The following is a 22,551-nucleotide window of genomic DNA, read 5'->3' on the forward strand; positions in this document are numbered from 1 at the left end:
TCTGGAAAATGGTTACACAACTACTAAAAAAATGATATTCAAATAGTATAATCTTTATAAATTTATAAAATCCGATAATGAAAGTTATCGGATTTTTTGTTTAATAACATCAAATGGATTGTCATATTTTCAAAGGATAATGAAAGTTTTCTTTTGAATTGTTTAATTCAAAAAATCACTAAATGTGGGTATTGTAGTGTCCTTTGTTTAATTCTAGATTGCATGTAAATTCTTATTAATTATAAACATTAGAATTTACTAACAAACTTCATATCTTGATGCCAAAATTACATTATTCAATTGTATTTCTTTTTTTCTTTTTTTGTATAACCAATAACGCTCAACAAGGGAAATTGGATAATAGTTTTAATACCTATGATGATGGTGTTAACGGAGATGGTTTTGATAATTCCATCAGAACCTTGTCAAAACAAACGGACAACAACTTAATTGTTGGAGGCGATTTTTTGAATTTTAACGGAAAGCCACTTCAGTATCTGATACGATTGAAACCTGACGGAACTGTAGATCTGGATTTTAATACAGGCACTGGTTTTAATGGAAAAGTATATTCATCGTATATTCAATCTGATGGTAAAATTATTATCGGAGGTAATTTTACCAGTTATAATGGTGCTCCCATCGGTAGATTGATTCGTTTAAATAATGATGGTTCACATGATACAACTTTTAATACTTCACAAGCAGCAAGTTCTGGTATCATAAACCAGATCGTACAACAATCAGATGGTAAAATTATAATTGTTGGAAGTTTTACAAAATATGATGGTACGACTGTTAACAGAATTGCGAGAATCTTACCCAACGGTAATTTAGATTTCGGTTTTTTGTCAGGGTTAGGTGCGCCTGCCAATATAAACAGCATAGAAATTCAAACAGACGGTAAAATTATTCTGGCAGGTAATTTTATCAAATTTAATGGTATTGATGTAAACAGAATTATCCGTTTAAATCCGGATGGGAGTATGGATGCCACTTTTAATATCGGAACAGGTTTTAATCAGGATATAAATACAATGGTTTTGCAATCGGATGGCAGAATCATTATTGGTGGAGATTTTACAGATTATAATGGTATTGTTGCAAATAGAATTACTCGTCTAAATTCAGACGGAACAATTGATTCTGGTTTTTTGTCAGGAACAGGTTTGAGTAATGGTTCGGTATACGTTATAAAAACTGATGCTTTTGGGAATATTATGTTAGGGGGGTCATTTACCGATTTGTACAATGGATCAGAAGTAAACCGATTACTTTTTTTGGATGCAAATGGAAATATCAAAACTAATTTTGATATAGGTTCAGGACCTGCTTCCGCATCTGTTTTGGCTTTAAACAATTCATCAGATGATTCTTGGTTTGTTGGAGGCTCTTTTTCTGTTTTTGATTCTCAAAATCAGGGAAGATTAGCTAAAATTGATGGTAATGGAGTACATGATACCGGATATCTTTCTGCCGGAGTTGGTTTTGATAATTCGGTTTTAAAAGTATTGCCATTATCAGATAATAAAACTATGGTTTTTGGTAATTTTTCAAAGTTTAATGGGGTTTTCTCTTCAAAAGTGGCACGGCTTTCATCAGATGGAGATTTGGATATTACTTTTAATTCTGCCGAAACCGGGGCGAATAATGCCATAAAAACAGCTGCGCAACAATTAGACGGCAAAATAATTATAGCAGGAAGTTTTACAAGTTATAACAATACAACTTGTAATCGTATCGCACGAATTTTTCCTGATGGCAGTTTAGATATTGCTTTTGCTACGGGAAGCGGCTGCAATAGTCAGGTGTTTGCAGTAACGATTCAATCTGATCAAAAGATTTTACTGGCAGGAAGTTTTACAAAATATAATGGGACAGTAGCGGGTCATATTGTACGATTAATGCAGGACGGGACTATTGATACGGGTTTTAATACTATTTTAGGGGCAGATGCCGCTATAGATGCAATATTGATTCTGCCAGACGGTAAAATTGTATTAGGCGGACGATTTAATATGTTTAACGGAATTGGATATTCCAGATTAATACGATTAAATTCTGATGGAAGTATAGATAATAGTTTTTCTGTGGGAACTGGTTTCGATAAAAATGTATATGCCTTAGACCTGCAATCCGATGGAAAAATTATTGTTGGAGGCTCTTTCTTAAATTATAATGGAGTATCAAAAAAGCGGATTTTAAGATTATATCCTAATGGAACTTTAGATACAACTTTTGAATCAGGAACAGGTTTTAGTAATGGAGATGTTAGAAATATTTTGGTACAACCCGATGATCGAATTTTAATTGGAGGTTCTTTTTCAGGAAATTATAACGGAACACATTCTTTACGATTAATACGCTTGTCAGCAAAAGGGACTATTGATTCCTCATTCAACACAATCCTTAATAGCACTTTGTTTTCGATGGGGTTTACTACTGATTTCAAACTGCTGATTGGCGGTAATTTTAATTCGGTTTCAGGAGTTGCAAAACATAGGGTTGCCCGACTAAAATTATGCAACAACAGTTCAAAATGGGATGGTTCCGGATGGTCTAATGGAATTCCTTCAGGAGGGAAAGAATTAACTTTCGAAGAAGATTATCAGTTTTCAGCTTCTGCAAATGCATGTTGTTGTACCATAGATTCAGGAAAAATGGTAAAGGTTTCCAATGGAAGTACTTTGGGATTGAGTTTTAATTATTCTGGAAGTGGAATCATGGTTTTAGAAGATACAGCATCTTTATATCAATCAGATGATGAAATCGTCAATACAGGAATTATTCATTTCAAACGAAAAACAAAACCTGTTTTAAAATTTGATTATACTTATTGGTCTTCACCCGTAGAAAATCAAAAACTGATTGATGTTTCGCCAACTACTTTGTCGGATAAATTTTTTTCTTTTGATGCTGATGCAAACCATTGGATGAATGAAGTTTCATCAACCGTAATGGCTGTAGGGAAAGGATATATTATTCGTGGACCACAGGGTTTTTCTACGACAGTCCCTGAAAAATATGAAGCTGTTTTTAAAGGAATTCCATTCAACGGAATGATTAAAACCAATGTTGGCAATAGTGATAGTTTCAATTTAATTGGAAATCCATATCCCTCAGCTGTTGATGCAGATGTTTTTTTAAAAGCAAATTCAGAGATTATCACAGGAACTCTTTATTTCTGGACGCATAATACTCCCGTTACAAATAAGAAATATACGTCAGATGATTATGCTGTTTATAATTTACTGGGCGGTGTGGGTACGAGAAAAGCTTTAGCTTCGGGAGAGAATGAAACTTTACCGACCGGGACAATTACTTCGGGGCAATCCTTTTTTGTTCAGAGTGCAAAACCCGGGGAGGTAAAATTTGAAGACAATATGCGGATTTTAGAAAATAATTCGAGTTTTTTTAAGCCGGGAAAAACTAAAAAAACAGAAAAAATTAAAGAGGTTAAAAAAAACAGAATCTGGTTGAATTTTGCCAATGAAGAGAATGCTTTTAAACAGCTTTTGATAGGTTATGCCGAAGGAGCTACCAACAGCTATGACAGGACTTTTGATGGTGAATTTTTTGATGGGAATCAGTATGTGGGTTTTTATTCTTGTAATGGAGGCAAAAATTGGGTTATCCAGGGCAGAGAATTTCCTTTTCAGGATTCAGATGAAGCTGTACTGGGGTATAAAACTGAAATTAATGGAAATTTCACAATAAGCATTGATCATTTAGATGAAGCTCTTACGAATCAATCAGTTTATCTTGAGGATAAAGACAAAAATATTTTACATGATTTAAAAAAGGAGCCATATGTGTTTTCAACGGAAAAAGGAACTTTTAATAACCGTTTTGTTTTAAAATATACCAATAAAATACTAGCGATAAAAGAAGCTTCTCAAAAAGAAAAGGCCATTAAGGTTTATCGTCATCAAAAGCAATTAGTTGTAGAATCAATTGGCTCAACTATTCAGGAAGTTCAGGTATTTGACTTGTCCGGTAAATTAATTATGGATGATCAAACTAATCTAAACATAATAACAATTTCAAACCTGAAGGCAAAAAATCAAGTTCTGATTCTCAAAATTAAAACGAATAGTGGTCAGGAAACTAAAAAAATAATTTATTAAGTTTCGTTCAGCAAATTTTGATTGGTATCCAGAACCGCCTTTTCGTTTTTATAGTCAATCCATTTTTGCCCTTTCCATTTTCGCATGAAAACATCAAAATGGCGCATGATGAGTATGTTATAAGCTGCTTTAGATAAATTCGTGATGTTTTTAGGAAAGGCACGAAGGCTCATGGAAAAACCCGGTGTCAGATATTTCATGTAATGCCAATATCCTTCCGGCATATATAACATTTCGCCATGTTTTAGATTAGCGATATATCCTTCAGCATTTTTAAGAGCTGGAAATTTGTTGTAATCAGGATTGTCAAAATCTATATCTTCTCTTGAAATTAATGCATGTGGGACTTTGTATAAATATTTTGACTGATCCGGAGCAAAAAGCATACATTGTTTTTCTCCATGAAAATGAAAATGCAAAATATTAGAATAGTCAATATCATAATGCATGAAAACCCTAGAGTTCTCTCCGCCAAAAAATAACATTGGCAGTTGTTTGACTAATTTCAAGCCAATTTCCGGCCATAAGAAATCGTTTTTCAGCACAGGCACCTCTTTCATTAAGTTATGAAGAAAAATGCGGTAATTGGTAGGTTTCTGCTCTAAAAGATTAATGTAATCGCTCATCTTCATTGTAGTATGTGCTTCATTAAAGCCATCTTCATGATTTACGTGCCTGTCGTCGTATAAGGGAACGACAACATCACCTGCGATTTCATTGATATAAGATAATCTCCATTTATGATAAGCTGGCCAATCTTCGGTTAGCTCTTCGATAACAACTGGAATTTGATTTTTTACATATTGGGAAATAAAATCAGATTTTGAGATTTTTTTTACCCTTTCAATTTGCTTTAACTTCATTTCTATAAATAAAAAAATTGCTTATAACTCTGGGTTACAAGCAATTTAAAAATATTTTTCGAAACTTATGAACTCTATCGCTTAAATTTTTGACTTAATCGAAGCTTCCAGATTTCTTTCAATTGTATGTCCGGGGCGTGACCACTTTGGTTTTTCGCCTAATGGGGCAAATTGTGAATCAGCTGCTTCAACTGTTTGAGGTTGTGAAACCTTAACAAATGGTTTTTGCGGAATTAATCCTAACATCTCAAACATTTTCATGTCTTCGTGTACATCAGGGTTTGGAGTAGTAAGCAATTTGTCACCTGCAAAAATAGAATTGGCACCTGCAAAAAAGCACATTGCCTGACCTTCACGGCTCATATTGGTTCTTCCTGCTGACAAACGTACTTGTGTGTCAGGCATAACAATTCGGGTAGTTGCTACCATACGAATCATTTCCCAAATTTCAACCGGTTTTTCTTCTTCCATTGGCGTTCCCTCAACGGCAACCAAAGCATTAATTGGCACTGATTCCGGTTGTGGATTTAAAGTAGAAAGTGCTACAAGCATTCCGGCCCTGTCTTCGATACTTTCCCCCATCCCGATAATTCCACCACTGCAAACCGTAACATTGGTTTTACGAACATTTTCGATAGTCTGTAAACGATCTTCGAAGCCACGTGTTGAAATTACGTCTTTATAATATTCTTCAGAAGTATCCAGGTTGTGATTGTAAGCATATAAACCTGCTTCTGCCAAACGTTGTGCCTGGTTTTCGGTAATCATACCTAATGTACAGCAAACCTCCATGTCAAGTTTATTGATAGTACGAACCATTTCTAAAACCTGATCAAATTCTTCACCATCTTTTACATTTCTCCATGCAGCTCCCATGCATACACGGGATGAACCACTGGATTTAGCACGCAAAGCCTGTGCTTTTACCTGGCTTACACTCATTAAATCATTTCCTTCAACCCCTGTGTTGTAACGTGCGGCCTGCGGGCAATAACCGCAATCTTCAGGACATCCTCCGGTTTTGATGGAAAGTAAAGTAGATACCTGAACCACATTCGGGTCGTGTTTTTGTCTGTGAATCGTTGCTGCTTCATACAGCAGGTCCATCATAGGTTTATTATATATTGCGATTATTTCGTCTTTTGTCCAGTTGTGTTTTGTAACGTTCATTGATACGATTTTTTGATGTTCCAAAAGTAGTTAAATTGTTCTAATCAACCAATGATGAATTTCTTTAATGAATATTTGGCAGTGAATTTCAAAAACAAACGCTTTAAAATCATAGAATTTTGTTTTTTCATGATTTTAAAGCGTTTAAATTATGTGTTTTAATTTAAAAAATTAATCGGCTATATATTTGTTATTCCAGTATAACATCATCATTAAAGTAACAATTACTGAAGATGCAAGCCCTTCAAACAATAAACAGATGCAATATGTGGGTACAGAAGGATTTCCTCCAAACATAAAAGTTTCAGATAATGTTTTTACATAGGCATCCCCACCTCTTGCATAACTATAAACCAACAGGCCGAAAACGCTCATCGAAACACCGACAACAGAAGTTGTCATTGCTGAAACAGCATTTGACACAAAATTGGTATCTCCTTCGTGAAGATTCATTCGCATGGTCCTGTTTACACCATAAAATATAAAAAACACATTTAAGGTACGCAGATAAAACAAGTCAGCTAAACCTAATACATTCATCAATAAAAAATAAATGCCTATTCCGAGGAATATTATAAAACCGTTGGATATTTCTTTAGGTAATTTCATAGTGGTTATTTTTAAAGAAGTTAATAGTAAATATTTGATAAACAGTATAGTGTATTAAATTTACTAAAAAAATAAATACGATGACTTAAAAATAACGAAAAGTAAAGTTTTTGGGGTTTTTACAATTGACTTACAAATTTTAAAGCAGTTTTCTTATCTTGATTTAATTGTTCTTTTAATAAATCCACTGAACCAAATTTTTGTTCCTCACGCAGGTATTTTAGTAGAGAAATTTCAAGTTTTTCTCCGTAAATATCAGCATCAAAATCAAAAAGATTTACTTCGATAGTTTGCTTTTGACCATTTACTGTAGGATTAAAACCAATATTCATCATTCCGAAAACTTCTTTTTGACCTATAAAAGTCTTAACAGCATAAACGCCATTTTTCGGAATTAATTTGTAGTCTTCTTTGATCTGGATATTGGCAGTTGGAAAACCAATTGTTCTTCCCAATTGTTTTCCTTTTACGACTTCACCAGTCAAAAAATAGGCATATCCCAGATATTCGTTGGCTAAAGACATGTTGCCATCCAGCAATGCTTTTCTGATTTTGGTAGAACTAACCGAAACATCCTGAATTTCCTGAGCCGAAATTTGCTCTACTTCAAAACCATATTCGGCTCCAAAGGCAATTAAATTATCAATATTTGCAGTTCTGTTTCTTCCAAAACGATGGTCATGACCAATAATTATTTTTTGGATATGAAATTGATTTACTAAAATGGAATGTACAAATTCTTCGGCGGTTAATCTTGAGAAACTTTCATTAAAAGGATGAATTACCAGATTCTCAATGCCGGATTTTTCCAGAAGTTTAGATTTTTCAGAAATGGTATTCAAAAGTTTTATTTCTGATTTTTCTTGTAAAACCATTCTTGGGTGTGGAAAAAAAGTAAGTACTAAACTCTCGTATTTTCCGTTTTCTGTATTTTGAGTGAGTCTTTCCAGAATTTTTTTATGACCAATATGAACACCATCAAAGGTACCAAGAGTTAGAATTGTTTTCTTGGTCGATTGAAATTCATTAATAGATTCAAAAAGCTTCAAAGCAAATAATTTAAGATGGTGCAAATTTATACTATCTATTTCAAATCTGGCACTAACCCGAATTGATTTTTAAATTGAAAAGGTTAGATTTTGTGAAAAATGGACTCATTTGTCGATGTAAAATAAATATGTGTCGATAATATATCTTAATTTGACTTAATTAATTTAATTTTATTCCCTGATAACTTTTTGATTATGAAAAAACAATTACTTTTTTTGATGTTTATTTTTGGTTGGATTAATATTCATGCTCAAACGAATGTTCTTTGGGAGAAAGTTAATTCGGTTTCGGTAAAAAAAACTGAAAGTCTTTCTAATCAGGATAAGTTATATTATAAATTGAATGAGAATCTTCTAACTCAAAAAATTGCAGCTTCAACAAGTAAATCTGCAACTTCTGAAATCACAATTCCAAATGCTGGTGGCGTTTTAGAACGATTCATGATTTGGGAATCTTCTAATTTTGATCCGGAATTACAAGCCAGATATCCTGAAATCAGAGCTTATGAAGGAACTGGTCTGGATGATAAAACAGCAAAAATTCATTTTAGTGTTGCTCCAATCGGAGTACAAACGATGGTTCTTCGCACTGATAAGGCATCTGAATTTATTGAGCAGAATCCTGAGAATAAATCAGAATATGTGTTGTTTACATCAAAAAATAAGGATACTTCAAAATCTCTTTTGGCTTGTATGACTAAAGAAAATAATGCAAATAAAGGTTCTTCTGCAAAAACAGCTAAAACAACATCCAATACACAATCTTTCAAAACATTACGATTGGCAATATCATGTACAGGTGAATATGCTGCTTTTTTTGGTGGTACAAAAGCCGGTGCACTTGCAGGAATGAATGCTACAATGACAAGGGTGAATGGTGTTTTTAATAGAGATTTGGCTGTACAATTAACTTTGATTGCTAATAATGATGATGTAATTTATACCGATGCAGTAACAGATCCTTATTCTAATGCGCCAACAGGTGTTAACGGTGCATGGAATTTACAGGTTCAGCAAACCTTGACTACGGTTTTGGGAAGCAGTGCTTATGATATTGGGCATTTATTTGGGGGTTCTGGCGGAGGTGGAGATGCAGGTTGTATTGGATGTATATGTGTTGATCCGGCTTCATCAACTGATCAGAATGCAAAAGGGAGTGCTTTTACCTCGCCTTCAAATTCAATTCCGCAAGGAGATACTTTTGATATTGATTTTGTAGCACATGAAATGGGGCATCAGTTAGGAGGAACCCATACTTTTTCTTATGCTGTCGAAGGAACCGGAGTAAATGTAGAGCCGGGCAGTGGTTCAACCATTATGGCGTATGCAGGCGTAACTGGCGATTATGATATTCAAAACAATTCAGATGATTACTTTGCATATGCAAGTATTTCACAAATCCAGGATAATCTTGCGACCAAAACATGTCCGGTCAGTACAGTTGTAATTAATAATCCGCCAACTATAAATGCAGGTTTAGATTATACGATTCCGTTTAATACACCTTTTGTTTTAACTGGTACAGGGACAGATTCCGAAGGAGATTCTATAACTTATTGTTGGGAGCAAAATGATAGTGCTACTGATGCAACAAAAGGGAGTAACAGTATTGCTTATCCTGCAAAACCAGACGGGCCATTATTTCGTTCTCTTCTTCCAACCAGTTCTCCCATTCGATATATGCCAAGTTTGAGTACAGTACTTCAAAATAGACTAACCACAACTTGGGAATCGGTCTCTTCAGTAGCAAGAACTTTGCATTTTTCCTTAACGGGAAGAGATAATGCAGCTTTATTAACTCCTCAGACAAATACAGACAATATGATAGTTACGGTAAACCCTGCAATTGGGCCATTTGCAGTAACTTCTCAAAATACAAACGATATTGGCTGGCAAAAGGGTTCGTTTCAAACCATAACCTGGGCAGTAAATAATACAAATACATTATCAGGATCCGGTTCTGTAAATATTAAATTATCAATAGATGGAGGCTTGACTTTTCCGGTAGTTTTAGCTTCAGCTACACCAAATGATGGTTCAGAAACTATTACGGTTCCGCTGGATATTACCGCTACAAATTGCAGGATTTTGATTGAGCCAACAGCAAATATTTATTATGCTTTAAACAGCAATTCTTTTGCAGTTGGATATACAGTACAAAGTACTTGTGATACATATAGTTTTGGTAGTGCTTTTGCGATTCCTTTTCAAACTGAATTTGTTTCAAAAACAGTAACCGTTCCGGCTTCGACAGGTATAATTTCTGATGTAAATGTATCTGTGAATGTTACACATGATAGATTTTCGGATTTAGAAATTCAAATAGTAAGTCCTCAGGGTACGGTTGTGAAATTATATGACCAAAATTGTGATATAGTAAATTCAACCTTATCGCTTGGATATGATGATTCCGGAGTTACTCTGGATTGTTCTAAAACAACGAGTCAGATTGTTTTGCCAATTGAAGCTTTAAGTGCCTTTAATGGTCAAAATCCACAAGGTAATTGGATATTTAAAGTTCGGGATGCTGTTTCAGGAAATTTTGGAACCATAAATTCTGCATCGGTAAATATTTGCAGTCAAACTTTTACTCTGGATAACTCTGAATTTGAGGGTGTAGATTTTGCAATGTCTCCAAATCCTAATAAAGGTAATTTTAATGTTCAATTCGAATGCGATTCAACTAAAACTGTTGAAGTGTTTGTTCATGATATTTCAGGTCGTAAAGTCTATGATAAAACGTATGACAAATCACCTTATTTTAACCAAAATATTCAGTTGTCAAAAACGTCTCTGGGATTGTATTTTGTAACAATAATAAATGGAGATAAAAGAATTGTCAAAAAAATACTGGTAAACTAAATTTAGGAGTGTGCCATCGCCATGCAGACAATACTGATTTTTGCTCCCGGGATTTTCTGTAAAGTTCGGGAACAGGCCTCAAGTGTTGATCCTGTAGTAATTACATCATCAACGATTAAAAAATGTTTGTTGTGATTTGCTTCTGAATAACGCACATCAAATGCATTTTTTATGCCTTCTGACCGACCGGAAAGATTTTTTTTGGATTGTGTTTTGGCGTATTTTGTTCGAAGTAAAATGGAATCATCATAAACGATATCCAAACCTTCAGCCAAAGCCCTTCCAAAAGTAGTTACCTGATTATAGCCGCGTTCTTTAAATTTTTTTTGATGTAACGGCACAGGAATTACAATGTCAAAAGGAATTTTAAGATTTAATTCTTTTAAATCTTCCACATACCAATATCCCAGGACAGTCCCTGCTTCTTCATATCCTTTATATTTCAAATTGTGAATAAGCTCCTGTACAATTCCCTTTTTATTAAAATATAAAAATGCCGATGCATATTCGATATCAATTTTGCCATAAAATTTATTGAAAGCGTCATTTTTAGGATCTAAATGATGTTGCGTTAAAGGCATTTCATGTCGGCAATCGGTGCAAATAGCAATTTCATTGGTCATTAAAAGCGCATGGCAGCCCGCACAAAGTTTAGGAAAAAAGAGATTAATAAGATATTTAAGCATAGTTGAAATAATTAAGGTTAAAAAATGCGGATAAGTAATATCATTTAAAAACAGTCTCTTTATCAGCGATAAAATACTATTGACTTTTGAATAAATATAACCAAAATATTAATTTTAATAAAAATATTTTTACAAGAAATGACTTTTTAGTTTTAATATTTAAAAAACTTAACTAATAAAACTTATTTGAAGCCATTGAATCAATCCTTGTATATGAAAAATATCTACCGAAGTAGCTGTGTAATTTCAGCAGCAATTGTTTTTTTAGTTTTTGAAAATCAAGTATCTGCTCAAAAGAATGAAAATGTAAGGAAAACGTTTTTCAAAAATGGACTAGTTGCGAGAGAGTTTTATATGGGACCAGATCAAATGTTAGACAGCATTAAAACGTATCATATTGTTGGAGGATTAGACGAAAGATTTTATTTTGATGAAAATACTTTGATAAATGGCCTTTGTCAAAAGTTTTCAAGCGAAGGAAAGTTAAAAACGACCTGGCTCTATAAAAAGGGTATTTTGATTAAAAGAACTGATTTTCTAAAAGAGGATAATCTCAAAAACAAAGCGAAGGTCGAAGAAAATTATGCAATTATTGTTAAAAACAATGAATTGTTAAAATCGGATCCCAATAATTATGGATTACGTTATGGCAGAGCAGCAAGCCAGACATATCTTGAGGATAATGTATTGGCAGAATTTGATTTTTTAGGATTTAAAACGCAGTTGGAAAATATTAAAGCAAATCCAGATGCAATAACAAAATTTCCCAGAATAAATCAGGACTTAGCTGAAATCTATAGTAGGCTTTCTACCATTTATTCCAGATTTGAGAATGATAATCTTAGTATTAATTACAAATTAATGGCAATTCAAATTGATCCAGCCGAAACAAGACACTACTTTAATCTGGGAGCTTATCTGGCTACGGAAGCTCACGACTATCGATTGGCGATTTACTATTTGAACGAAGTGGAGCGCAGGTTTCCAAATCATAATTTTGCGCACTGGGTTTTAGGGTATACGTATTTGGAACTGGAAGAATATGATAAGGCAGTAGAAAATATTGATATTGCTTTTCAAAATGAAGCAAATTTATATGAAAACGGATACGGAAACGAAGAGAGTGATTTAAGAACAATAAGAGGACTTGCCTATCATAAATTAGGAAAAACCGACTTGGGTATAGCAGATTTGAATGAAGCCTTGCGAATTAATGACAAGAACTCCGTAGCAAATAAATACCTCGGAATTGTATATTATGATTTAGGACAATCTCAAAAAGCCTGCGAATATTTTCAAAAAGCCAGAGCTTTAGGCTACGAAAAAAAATATTATAACAAAGAACTGGAAAGCTTTATCCAAAAAGCGTGTAATGCAAATCAAAAGAAAATTGTCAATATTGCTCCCAAAGATTTGCCTTTTATAACGCCTAATCCTGCTGAAAATTCTGTTGAGGTACATAATTATTTGTATTCTAATTTTAATTATGAAATTTATAATGCTGAATCTAAAAAAGTAAGTCAGGGAGTTTCAACCGATAAAATAATTAAGGTTTCCGGATTACCATCAGGTTTTTACATTCTTATTATTACGAATCAAGGTAAATCAGAAACTTTTAAATTGATAAAAAAGTAGGGGATTTAAATAGAAAGATAGGAACTTATCGGTATGATTTATAGAAAAAATTATTAATTTCTGTTCTTAAACAGAAAAACCGGGATTTATTTATAAAAATTTAAAAATCAAGGGTCAATCTTCAGCTATTTTTCTTTTTTTTAAACTCACTTTTTATATTTTTGCATCACTATGGCAAAACAAGAAGATATATTTAAGAATGTGGTTTCGCACGCAAAAGAGTACGGATTTATTTTTCCGTCAAGCGAAGTTTACGACGGATTGAGTGCTGTCTATGATTATGCACAAAATGGTGTCGAATTAAAAAAGAATATCCGTGAATATTGGTGGAAATCAATGGTTCAGATGAATGAAAATATTGTCGGCCTTGATGCTGCAATATTAATGCATCCAACAACCTGGAAAGCTTCAGGCCACGTTGATGCATTCAATGATCCGTTAATTGATAATAAAGATTCGAAAAAAAGATATAGAGCTGATGTTTTGGTTGAAGATTATGCTGAAAAGCTTAATGTGAAAGCAAAAAAGGAAATCGAAAAAGCAAAAGAGCGTTTTGGAGATGCTTTTAATGAGCAGGAATTTATCACTACTAATACACGTGTGGTTGAATATCTTGCAAAAGAGAGAGAAATTCTGGAAAGATTAGCAAGATCTTTAGGAAATGAAGACTTAGCTGATGTAAAAGCTTTAATCGAAGAATTAGAAATTGCTGATCCTGAAACCGGTTCAAGAAACTGGACAGATGTAAAGCAATTCAACTTAATGTTCGGAACTAAATTAGGTGCTTCTGCAGATTCTGCAATGGATTTATATTTACGTCCGGAAACAGCTCAGGGTATTTTTGTGAATTTTCTTAATGTGCAGAAATCAGGCCGTATGAAAGTTCCTTTTGGAATTGCTCAAACGGGTAAAGCATTTAGAAATGAAATTGTTGCAAGACAATTTATTTTCCGTATGCGTGAATTTGAACAAATGGAAATGCAATTTTTTGTACGTCCGGGTGAAGAAATGCAATGGTATGAGCACTGGAAAACAACTCGTCTAAACTGGCATTTATCTTTAGGATTAGGAAAAGAAAATTACCGTTTTCATGACCACGAAAAATTAGCGCACTACGCAAACGCAGCGGCTGATATCGAATTTAATTTCCCTTTTGGATTCAAAGAATTGGAAGGGATTCACTCTCGTACAGATTTTGATTTAAAAGCACACGAAAAATTTTCAGGAAGAAAGTTACAATATTTTGATCCTGAATTGAATGAAAACTATGTGCCATATGTTGTAGAAACTTCAGTTGGTTTAGACCGTATGTTCTTGGCAGTTTTTGCTACTTCATTAAAAGAAGAAGCTTTGGAAGATGGTTCTACAAGAACCGTTCTCAAACTGCCATCAGTTTTAGCGCCGACAAAAGCAGCTGTTTTACCTTTAATTAAAAGAGACGGATTGCCGGAAATTTCTAAAAAAATCATCGAAGATTTAAAATGGGATTTCAATGTTGCTTACGATGAAAAAGACGCAGTTGGTCGTCGTTACAGAAGACAGGATGCCTTAGGAACTCCATTCTGTATTACTGTAGATCACCAGACTCTTGAAGACGAAACGGTAACAATTCGTCATAGGGATTCAATGAAACAAGATAGGGTGAAAATCTCTGAATTGAAAACTATTATCGAAAATGAAGTTTCGATGAAAAACTGGTTAATGAAAATGTAAGTTTTTAAATTTCAATATATACATCCCAAATTCCTTTCAGGAGTTTGGGATTTTTTTGTTTTATAAATTTGCAACCTGTATTTTTAATGTCAGTATGTTAAGGGTTTGAAATATTTTTTATAACTTTATATGTTTTATTTTAACGAAATAGCACAGAAATTAACTGAATAGCCCCTAATTAATGCCTAAAAATGAATTATACCTACATTATTTTAGACGATGATCCTGATTGTGTTGAAAGGATAAGGACAATTGCAGGTGAATTCCCGGAATTAAATTTTATAGCTTCCGCTAATAATTATACCGATGGATTGAATCTGATATTAAAGCATATCCCGGATTTGATTTTTTTAGAAATAGATCCAAAAGATAAAGCCAGTGGACTTTCATTGAATTTAATCAATGGATTGCTGATGTATTTAAAAGAAATACCAAAAATAGTTGTTACAACAAAAAGAAAAGATTTGGCATTTGACTGCATTCAATACGAAGTAAACGATTATTTGCTAAAACCTTTATCTGTAATTGATTTTGTGAAATTGATTCATAAGTTAAACAAATCAAATAGTGAAGATGAAATACTGTTGGTTCAAAATTTAAAACATAAGGAAAAACAAAATTCGGAAGATGTTCAAATCAATAAAAATCGTAAATCTTTCATTTTGTGTGTAAAGTCATATGGAGATCATCGTTATATTGATTCAAATGAAATATGTTACTTTCAGGCCGATAATAATTCTACTGATATCCATCTAAAAAATGGGGAGATGATTACGGCTTTTAAAACTTTAAAGCATTTCGAGACCGTTTTGTCGAACCCTTTTATCAGAATACATAATAGTTATATTGTGAATCGTAATTATATTTCGAGAATACACACAGGAAACTCATTATGTTATATTAAAAAAACGACTATAAAATTACCGTTTTCCAAGTCTTATAAAGCAAATGTCGACTTTATTATCAGCGAATTTGCTAATGAAAATTACATAGAAACTTAAAATAAACCATCTGCCCTGATTTGCTATCCATTCACTCACGAACGAATAGCATTGACCATAAACGCCTTTTTTTTAAATGATTATCGAGGTTTACTGTTTAGTTTTACAAAAGAATTCCAACAGAAATGGAGTCAAAAAGTGTAAAAAAGTATAACAATATAAAACTCTACAGTCATGAAAAAATTAGCTTTAACAACCGGATTATTTTCTTTAGTAATGGTATTAACTTCATTTAATACTTCTGAAACTTCAAATGATACTTTAGTAAATAATAATATAACAGTTAGTATTGATGGAAATCAATCAGCTGGACAAAGTAGAAAAGTAGATATGATGGGAACTGACTTATCAAATCAAAATGCACAATTAAGTATTGACGGAAATCAATCGGCTGGACAAAGCAGAAAAGTGGATTAATTACTTCTAATTCATGCCAATATATAAAAGACTGTCTAAATTAGAGAGTCTTTTTTTTTATGCCTAATAGATAGTTTTGTATTTTTGAATAAATCTTAAAGGCAAACTTGAAAAAATACTATCTTATATTGCTTATTTTTTTTGCTGGTTGTACCAAGCAAAAAGATGGTACTCATATATCCAGTCAATCTAAAGATAGTCTTGATTTGTATTTGTCACTTGCTAACGAATACAAATTACCGGTACAGATAAAACAAAAGTACAACCGCAAGGCTTTAGAAGTTATTATGGGGCAACCAGACGATTCGTTGAAAAGAGTATATCTTTTTAAGGTTGCCAATCGTTATTTTAATATGCGTGACTGGAATGAATATAATAAAACAGTCAAAATTATTTTAGAAAAAGCACAAAAGGCAAATGATTCCGTTTCAATGTCTAAAGCTTATATTTATTTAGGGGATTATTATACTTCTCAAACTTCTTCGGACAGTGCATTTGCCTATTACTATAAAGCTGAAAAGCTATATTTAGCAACTGATGATTTTTATAATTTAGCAAAAACAAGACTGAGCAAGGCTTTATTGCAGTTTAATGAAGGGGATTTTTATGGTAGTGAAAAGGCCGTTTTTAATGCACTTAGGGTAATTAAAGGAAAGAAAAACAATGATGTTTTATATGAAGCTTATAACCTGCTCGGAATTTTGTACAATGAATTAGGTGAATATGATAAAGCAATTGAGTTTCATAACAAAGCGATTGCCAGTATTGATGATAAGATTATTCCTGTCGAATTTCAATCAAAAGCAACTTCGTTAAACAATATAGGATTTGTTTACCAAAACCTGAATGATTATAAAAAAGCTAATTTTTATTTTAAAGAGGGTTTAAAAGAAAAAAATCTATTTAATCAGAAACCTGAATTATATGCTATTTTACTGGATAATTTAGCTTATTCTGAGTTTAAACTAAATCAGGATCATGAGCTTCCAAACTTATTTTATAAGGCGCTCAGGATTAGAGATAGTTTACAGTTAACAGCAGGTATAACAGCCAGTAAAATGCATTTATCGGAATATTTTGCTTCGAGAAAAGATACTGCAAGAGCTTTACATTATTCAAATCAGGCACTTACAGTTTCAAAACGAACCAAAAATTTTCGTAACGTTTTGGTAGCTTTGAAGCAGTTATCGTTGATTCAGCCGGAAAAAGCTTCAAAATTTTCGGAAGATTATATCCGTATTAATGACAGTCTGCAAAAGGCAGAACGCAAAATGGGAGATAAATTTACCCGAATAGAATATGAAACAAATGAAATAAAAAATGAGAATTCGAGTCTGGAAATACAAAACAGGACATTGGTTTATGTTTTTAGTATATTTTCACTTATTGGTTTGTTTTTCTATATTTACAAAATCCAAAAAGCAAAAAACAGGGAATTGCTTTTTAGACAGCAGCAGCAAATTGCAAATGAGGATATTTATAATTTGATGATTTCGCAGCAAAATGCAATAGAAACCATGCGGATCAAAGAAAAGAAAAAAGTAGCCCAGGAATTGCATGACGGTGTTTTAGGCAGAATGTTTGGTGTTCGGATCAGTTTAGACAGTCTGGATAAATTAGATGAAGATGCAGCTGCAGAAAAGAGAAAAAAGTATCTGCTTGAGTTAAAAGAGATTGAGCAGGACATTAGGGAAATTTCTCACGATTTGAATAAAGAAAAATCAGGATTAATTAATAATTTTGTTGCGATTTTAGAAAAATTATTCCAAAATCAGGTAAACACATTTAGTACTAAATTGATTTACAATATTGATTCAAATATTAAATGGGATTTAGTTGGGAATGTTATAAAAATTAATTTGTACAGAATAGTTCAGGAAGCGCTCCAGAATGGGAATAAATATGCTCAGGCGCAAACCATTACAGTTGAGTTTAAAAATGAAATCAATTTTTTAGTTTTATTAATATCAGATGATGGAATCGGTTTTAATATTCATAAAACAAAAAAAGGAATTGGGTTGCAAAATATTATATACAGAACAGCAGAATGTAATGGAAATGTCGAAATACACTCGGCCAAGGGTGAAGGAACTTCAATAATTGTAAAGATACCAATTGATCAAAAAATAAATACAATTCATAATGAAAGCTGATTTAACCACGTCGATTAAAAATAAAAGCAATATTCTAATAGTAGATGATCATCCGTTTATTATTGAAGGTTATAAAAATGCTATTACACGATATGACCCTAATAAACATGAGTTTTTTATCTCTCAGGCTAAAGACTGTAAATCGGCTTATGAAATTATTACGGATCCTGAATCACCGGTTTTTGATATTGCCTTTCTGGATATTAGTATGCCTGCCTATGATGAAAAAGAAATTTTTTCAGGAGAAGATTTGGCAAAATTAATTTTAGAACACATGCCAAATTGCAAAATTATTTTGCTGACAATGTATACTGAATTATTGAAAATAAAAACGATCATCCGTACCATAAACCCAAACGGATTAATTATAAAAAATGATTTAACTTTTGATGAATTGCTTTTTGCTTTTGATAAAGTGATAAAAAACGAAAAGTATTACAGCCAATCGGTAGTTAAAATGCTTCATCAGTCTCCTGCAAATTCAATTGAAATAGACGAATTTGACAAACAGATTCTCTTTCATTTATCAAAAGGAACCCTTACAGAAGATATTCCGCATTATATCCCTATTTCTTTGATTGCTATTGAACGAAGAAAAACCAACATGAAAGAGTTACTCAAAATAAAATCCGGCTCTGATGAAGAATTAGTAAAAGAAGCGAAAAGCAAAGGTCTTTTCTAAAAATAAAAAATTCCAAATTCCAATGATATGACTAGCATTATTGGAATTTGGAATTTTTTTATTTGGAATTTTTAAAATTATTCGCTCAAAGCATCCCATCCACGAGCTTTTAAGGCAATTTTGGTATTGGCACGTGTTACCAGATGAATTCCTTCGCTTTCATCAGCCATATGACCAATAACAGAGAAATTTGGATTTCCTTTTATTTTGTCAAAATCATTAATGTCAATTGTAAATAAAAGTTCATAATCTTCGCCGCCATTTATAGCAACAGTCGTACTGTCAATATTGAACTCTTCGCAAGTCGAAATAAACTGTGGATCCAACGGCAATTTATCTTCGTATAAATTACAACCCACTTTTGATTGTTTGCACAAATGAATAATTTCAGATGATAACCCGTCAGAAATATCAATCATCGAAGTTGGTTTTATTTCAAGGGCATGCAATAAGGTACGAACATCTTTTCGTGCCTCAGGTTTCAACTGACGCTCAATTAAATAGGTGTAAAGATCCAAATCAGGCTGATTGTTCGGATTAACCTGAAAGACTTGTTTTTCTCTTTCCAGAACCTGTAATCCCATATAAGCAGCACCGATGTCACCGGTAACAACCAATAAATCGGTTTGTTTGGCTCCGTTTCTGTAAACGATTTCATCTTCATTAGCTTCACCAATTGCGGTAATGCTAATAATCAATCCTTTTTGGGATGAGGTTGTATCACCGCCAATAACATCCACTTTATACTCATTTGCAGCGTGTGTAATTCCTTCAAATAATTCTTCCAGGGCTTCCAGAGGAAAACGATTAGAAACGGCTACAGAAACCGTTATTTGCGTTGGTTTGGCATTCATGGCACAAATGTCAGACACATTTACTACAACAGCTTTGTATCCTAAATGTTTCAACGGCATATAAGCCAAATCAAAATGTACGCCTTCAATTAATAAATCGGTCGAAATCACTACTTTTTTATCCTTGAAATCAAGAACAGCGGCATCATCACCGATACTTTTTAAAGTCGACTCTTGTTTAACATCAAAATTTTTGGTTAAATGTTCTATCAAACCAAACTCGCCTAATTGCGCTATACTGGTACGTTGTGGGTTTTTATCTTCAATCATTTTGTCTCTTTATTGCTTTTTTGGTTTTTACCAAGGCTGCAAAGGTACGAAGTTGAGGATTTAATAACTATAAACAGAGTTCGATTATTATTTTCAAGCAGAAACATTTGGTTTTTTTGGTAGGATTGTTCCGCTTTCCGTTGCAATCTTTTGTGCCGAACGCTGGCACAAAAGGATTTTCACTTCAATCGGGGGCTAAAGGGAAGCATTTTGCTTTTCTGTTGTCATTTAATAAACTTTTGAAAACCCATTCGATTGAGTGTCGTTTACCATTTCCAATTAAGATTATTAATGAACTCGATATTCAATTTTTCGGATAATTTTGTCAAATCTCCTTTTAGAATATTTACATTTTCTAATCTTTTCTTTGGAATTATAATAGCTTCAATTTTTAGTTTTATTATGAAATATTCGTTAGTTTCTGAAATGAAATCAATTTGAGATAAATTAAAATCAAATTTTCCCGCAACGCTTTTTACCTGCAATAGAGAATCGGAAACTTGTAATTCAACTTCTTTGTTAAATCTACTTTCATACTGTTTAATATTCTTTGTAAATATTTTTAAATAAATATTTTTCATTCGCTTTGAATGAAAAATTGAAATTATTGCAGCTACTACCAACAATGTAGTTGCAACTAAATATTCATTTTTCCAAATTAGAAAGCCACATAAAATAAAAATTATGATTAAATATGCGATGAATGTTTTGCGAATTATACTTTTTAACTTTCCTTCAGTTTTGAAAAAATAAAGGTTTAATTGCAAAAAGTCATTTTCTTCCAGGATGTATTTTATATCAATCAAATTATTTGTTGTTTGGTTAAACGGTTAGCAGTTGTGACTATAACTGTTTATCAAAATGAGTAAAACAATCAAAATAGAAAAATGGATAATTAACGAACTTGAATATTCCTTATTGAGGAATGTTTTTATCAAATTAACTATTGTAAATATTCCGACTACAAATGGTGCCAATAAAATTAATATTGCATTTGGTCCAGGTGCGCAGATTCCATTAGGGAGCACATAAAAAAGTATTAATGCGATTAAAATGTAAATTAAATAAAATGCCAAAGTTTTTAAAATATTTTTTTGGCTGGCGGTTAGATTTTTAAAATTCATTTTTCAATTAGTGATTTGAGTACAGAATTATAATAATTATTTTTTCAATTTCAAATCACTAAATACTTCTTTAAACATTTCCCCAGGGTCAATGTCAATGGCCAGAGCAATCAAATACAATTCGTCCGCTCTCAGTTTTGTTGATTCATTTGAAGTCAATTGGGACAATCGAGCCTGACTGATTCCAGATCTTCTGGAAACCATTGCTCTATTCACGGATTTCTTGGTAAGATATAGTCCTAAAGGTGTCATAATATTTCGAATTTATATCCGTAAATATAGCTTGATTAAATAAAAATATAGAATGTCTAAAGTTTTGTTTTGTATTTATATAGATTTTCATTATATTTGTTTAGAAAGTCTAAAGAATTGCTTTTAAAAATTACATTATGAGTAGAAGATATACGAAAGCCGATTTGGAGCAAATCGTTTGTGTCCAATTGGAAAATCTAAACGCTATGCACGACTTAATAAGTATCATGAAAGATCAAAATGAACTATTGAATAGTGCTAACAAGAAATTGAAAGATGAAATCACTAATTTTAAGCAGAAGTTATATCCAACTCGAAAAAGAAATTCTTAATTAAGAATGAGGTTTCGAACACTTATGGGAAGATGCTCGCGACAGCGGTAAGCGGAGGCAGTTATAATAATACATCCTTAATTTCTATACCGTTTAAATTCTGTTCAGATTTAGTAAGTAATTGGTCAATTTGTTTTTCAATTTCGCTAAAATCTTTTTTGTCGATTAAGCAATTCTGCCATCCAGGTTTAATTGGGACCCCATTGTGTTCAATCCAAGCAACATTTATAAAATTCCAAAGGGATGAATCAACACCTTTTGCTGTAAATGTTGGCTGAATAATAATTGCTTTTTTTATCTGATTCTCGTACCAATCAATTCTTCTTTCCTCAAAGGTTACCATTTCTCTAGGAAAATGTGATCTGCCTTTCGACAAAGTTGCATTAAGTTTTATCGCAAAACTGTACAACTTGTCATCAATTGTCTGGAACTTATTCATTTTTTAATAAGTTTCATTTCTGTTATACTATACGGAGTGCAAGTTCCTTTGATAATCCTTTCTCCAGTTATTGAGTATTTATTCAACGTGTCTTTAATTTCTTTTTCGCTAAAATCTTTTCCTATTCGAAAACTTAAATCCCACGAATCTTCTTGATATTTGTGATTAGAATTAACTGTAGATTTAAAATTTATGTAGTCTATTGAGTCACTTTCATAAATTATCTTTTCAACTTTAATAGTATCTGTAAATTTTTCATATTCACAACCTCCACAACCGATACATAACTCATTAGTTTTTTTCCAATAGATCA

The 22,551-nt window shown here is 32.6% G+C and carries 18 protein-coding genes; 9 read left to right on the plus strand and 9 right to left on the minus strand.

Translation table 11 applies throughout. The features are described 5' to 3' along the window. Positions 1-278 precede the first annotated feature (278 nt). Positions 279-4,127 carry a T9SS sorting signal type C domain-containing protein gene (locus PMI10_RS10740; protein ID WP_007807621.1) on the plus strand — a complete coding sequence of 1,283 codons (3,849 nt, stop codon included), beginning with the start codon at positions 279-281 and terminating at the stop codon, positions 4,125-4,127. Here the strand turns inward: PMI10_RS10740 and PMI10_RS10745 are convergent. The 4 genes from PMI10_RS10745 to PMI10_RS10760 all read right to left on the minus strand — a co-directional run bounded on the left by PMI10_RS10745 (position 4,124) and on the right by PMI10_RS10760 (position 7,818). Next, a complete protein-coding gene (locus PMI10_RS10745) occupies positions 4,124-4,990 on the minus strand; it encodes a cupin-like domain-containing protein (RefSeq protein ID WP_007807623.1) in 867 nt (288 codons plus the stop codon). The genes PMI10_RS10740 and PMI10_RS10745 overlap by 4 nt on opposite strands. Before the next feature lie 81 nt (positions 4,991-5,071). Continuing rightward, on the minus strand, positions 5,072-6,160 hold the full coding sequence (bioB, locus tag PMI10_RS10750; protein WP_007807625.1) for a biotin synthase BioB: 1,089 nt from the start codon (positions 6,158-6,160) through the stop codon (positions 5,072-5,074). A 171-nt stretch (positions 6,161-6,331) separates the two neighbouring features. Beyond that, positions 6,332-6,769, minus strand: coding sequence for a hypothetical protein (locus PMI10_RS10755; protein ID WP_007807627.1), 438 nt, complete (start codon positions 6,767-6,769; stop codon positions 6,332-6,334). A 119-nt stretch (positions 6,770-6,888) separates the two neighbouring features. Then, positions 6,889-7,818, minus strand: coding sequence for a bifunctional riboflavin kinase/FAD synthetase (locus tag PMI10_RS10760; RefSeq protein WP_007807629.1), 930 nt, complete (start codon positions 7,816-7,818; stop codon positions 6,889-6,891). Between the two features lie 195 nt (positions 7,819-8,013). Between PMI10_RS10760 and PMI10_RS10765 the strand changes: the two genes are divergently transcribed. Then, on the plus strand, positions 8,014-10,680 hold the full coding sequence (locus PMI10_RS10765) for a zinc-dependent metalloprotease (RefSeq protein ID WP_007807632.1): 2,667 nt from the start codon (positions 8,014-8,016) through the stop codon (positions 10,678-10,680). A gap of 2 nt (positions 10,681-10,682) precedes the next feature. Here the strand turns inward: PMI10_RS10765 and PMI10_RS10770 are convergent, their stop codons facing one another. After that, entirely contained in the window at positions 10,683-11,366 is a 684-nt protein-coding gene (locus PMI10_RS10770) for a ComF family protein (RefSeq protein ID WP_007807634.1), read from the minus strand. Between the two features lie 213 nt (positions 11,367-11,579). Between PMI10_RS10770 and PMI10_RS10775 the strand changes: the two genes are divergently transcribed. The 6 genes from PMI10_RS10775 (at position 11,580) to PMI10_RS10800 (ending at position 18,967) form a co-directional block, all read left to right on the plus strand. Continuing rightward, a complete protein-coding gene (locus tag PMI10_RS10775; RefSeq protein ID WP_035631724.1) occupies positions 11,580-13,001 on the plus strand; it encodes a T9SS type A sorting domain-containing protein in 1,422 nt (473 codons plus the stop codon). 171 nt (positions 13,002-13,172) lie between these two features. Beyond that, positions 13,173-14,714, plus strand: a complete 1,542-nt coding sequence (locus PMI10_RS10780; protein WP_007807638.1) for a glycine--tRNA ligase — start codon at positions 13,173-13,175, stop codon at positions 14,712-14,714. Between the two features lie 191 nt (positions 14,715-14,905). Next, the gene (locus PMI10_RS10785) at positions 14,906-15,715 is read left to right on the plus strand and encodes a LytR/AlgR family response regulator transcription factor (protein ID WP_007807640.1); all 810 of its coding nucleotides are present in this window, start codon (positions 14,906-14,908) and stop codon (positions 15,713-15,715) included. A gap of 174 nt (positions 15,716-15,889) precedes the next feature. Next, positions 15,890-16,132, plus strand: a complete 243-nt coding sequence (locus tag PMI10_RS10790; protein WP_007807642.1) for a hypothetical protein — start codon at positions 15,890-15,892, stop codon at positions 16,130-16,132. A gap of 107 nt (positions 16,133-16,239) precedes the next feature. After that, the gene (locus tag PMI10_RS10795; protein WP_007807644.1) at positions 16,240-18,285 is read left to right on the plus strand and encodes a tetratricopeptide repeat-containing sensor histidine kinase; all 2,046 of its coding nucleotides are present in this window, start codon (positions 16,240-16,242) and stop codon (positions 18,283-18,285) included. Continuing rightward, entirely contained in the window at positions 18,275-18,967 is a 693-nt protein-coding gene (locus tag PMI10_RS10800; protein WP_007807646.1) for a response regulator, read from the plus strand. The genes PMI10_RS10795 and PMI10_RS10800 overlap by 11 nt, the downstream gene beginning before the upstream one ends. A 77-nt stretch (positions 18,968-19,044) precedes the next feature. Here the strand turns inward: PMI10_RS10800 and thiL are convergent, their stop codons facing one another. Together thiL and PMI10_RS22065 are read right to left on the minus strand one after the other, a co-directional pair. Beyond that, complete coding sequence (gene thiL, locus PMI10_RS10805; RefSeq protein WP_007807648.1) at positions 19,045-20,091, minus strand: thiamine-phosphate kinase; 1,047 nt, start codon at positions 20,089-20,091, stop codon at positions 19,045-19,047. 266 nt (positions 20,092-20,357) lie between these two features. Further along, positions 20,358-20,672 (minus strand): hypothetical protein, encoded by a 315-nt coding sequence (locus PMI10_RS22065; protein ID WP_157489781.1) that lies wholly within the window; start codon positions 20,670-20,672, stop codon positions 20,358-20,360. Positions 20,673-20,952: 280 nt separating this feature from the next. Between PMI10_RS22065 and PMI10_RS22070 the strand changes: the two genes are divergently transcribed. Beyond that, positions 20,953-21,123 (plus strand): hypothetical protein, encoded by a 171-nt coding sequence (locus PMI10_RS22070; protein ID WP_007807652.1) that lies wholly within the window; start codon positions 20,953-20,955, stop codon positions 21,121-21,123. A gap of 128 nt (positions 21,124-21,251) precedes the next feature. Here the strand turns inward: PMI10_RS22070 and PMI10_RS10815 are convergent, their stop codons facing one another. Both PMI10_RS10815 and PMI10_RS10825 read right to left on the minus strand, forming a co-directional pair. Beyond that, a complete protein-coding gene (locus PMI10_RS10815) occupies positions 21,252-21,467 on the minus strand; it encodes a helix-turn-helix domain-containing protein (RefSeq protein WP_007807654.1) in 216 nt (71 codons plus the stop codon). Between the two features lie 393 nt (positions 21,468-21,860). Beyond that, positions 21,861-22,238, minus strand: a complete 378-nt coding sequence (locus PMI10_RS10825) for a hypothetical protein (protein WP_007807658.1) — start codon at positions 22,236-22,238, stop codon at positions 21,861-21,863. Positions 22,239-22,551: the final 313 nt, after the last annotated feature.

Source organism: Flavobacterium sp. CF136 (assembly GCF_000282055.1).
GTDB lineage: Bacteria > Bacteroidota > Bacteroidia > Flavobacteriales > Flavobacteriaceae > Flavobacterium.

Excerpts from the sequence above, each read along its gene's own strand:
- PMI10_RS22070 (WP_007807652.1), top strand. The coding sequence starts at position 20,953 with ATGAGTAAAACAATCAAAATAGAAAAATGGATAATTAACGAACTTGAA.
- PMI10_RS10785 (WP_007807640.1), top strand. The coding sequence starts at position 14,906 with ATGAATTATACCTACATTATTTTAGACGATGATCCTGATTGTGTTGAA.
- PMI10_RS10825 (WP_007807658.1), bottom strand. The coding sequence starts at position 22,238 with ATGAATAAGTTCCAGACAATTGATGACAAGTTGTACAGTTTTGCGATA.
- PMI10_RS10765 (WP_007807632.1), top strand. The coding sequence starts at position 8,014 with ATGAAAAAACAATTACTTTTTTTGATGTTTATTTTTGGTTGGATTAAT.
- PMI10_RS10755 (WP_007807627.1), bottom strand. The coding sequence starts at position 6,769 with ATGAAATTACCTAAAGAAATATCCAACGGTTTTATAATATTCCTCGGA.
- PMI10_RS10780 (WP_007807638.1), top strand. The coding sequence starts at position 13,173 with ATGGCAAAACAAGAAGATATATTTAAGAATGTGGTTTCGCACGCAAAA.
- PMI10_RS10740 (WP_007807621.1), top strand. The coding sequence starts at position 279 with ATGCCAAAATTACATTATTCAATTGTATTTCTTTTTTTCTTTTTTTGT.
- PMI10_RS10745 (WP_007807623.1), bottom strand. The coding sequence starts at position 4,990 with ATGAAGTTAAAGCAAATTGAAAGGGTAAAAAAAATCTCAAAATCTGAT.
- thiL (WP_007807648.1), bottom strand. The coding sequence starts at position 20,091 with ATGATTGAAGATAAAAACCCACAACGTACCAGTATAGCGCAATTAGGC.
- PMI10_RS10775 (WP_035631724.1), top strand. The coding sequence starts at position 11,580 with ATGAAAAATATCTACCGAAGTAGCTGTGTAATTTCAGCAGCAATTGTT.
- bioB (WP_007807625.1), bottom strand. The coding sequence starts at position 6,160 with ATGAACGTTACAAAACACAACTGGACAAAAGACGAAATAATCGCAATA.
- PMI10_RS22065 (WP_157489781.1), bottom strand. The coding sequence starts at position 20,672 with ATGAAAAATATTTATTTAAAAATATTTACAAAGAATATTAAACAGTAT.
- PMI10_RS10815 (WP_007807654.1), bottom strand. The coding sequence starts at position 21,467 with ATGACACCTTTAGGACTATATCTTACCAAGAAATCCGTGAATAGAGCA.
- PMI10_RS10790 (WP_007807642.1), top strand. The coding sequence starts at position 15,890 with ATGAAAAAATTAGCTTTAACAACCGGATTATTTTCTTTAGTAATGGTA.
- PMI10_RS10770 (WP_007807634.1), bottom strand. The coding sequence starts at position 11,366 with ATGCTTAAATATCTTATTAATCTCTTTTTTCCTAAACTTTGTGCGGGC.
- PMI10_RS10800 (WP_007807646.1), top strand. The coding sequence starts at position 18,275 with ATGAAAGCTGATTTAACCACGTCGATTAAAAATAAAAGCAATATTCTA.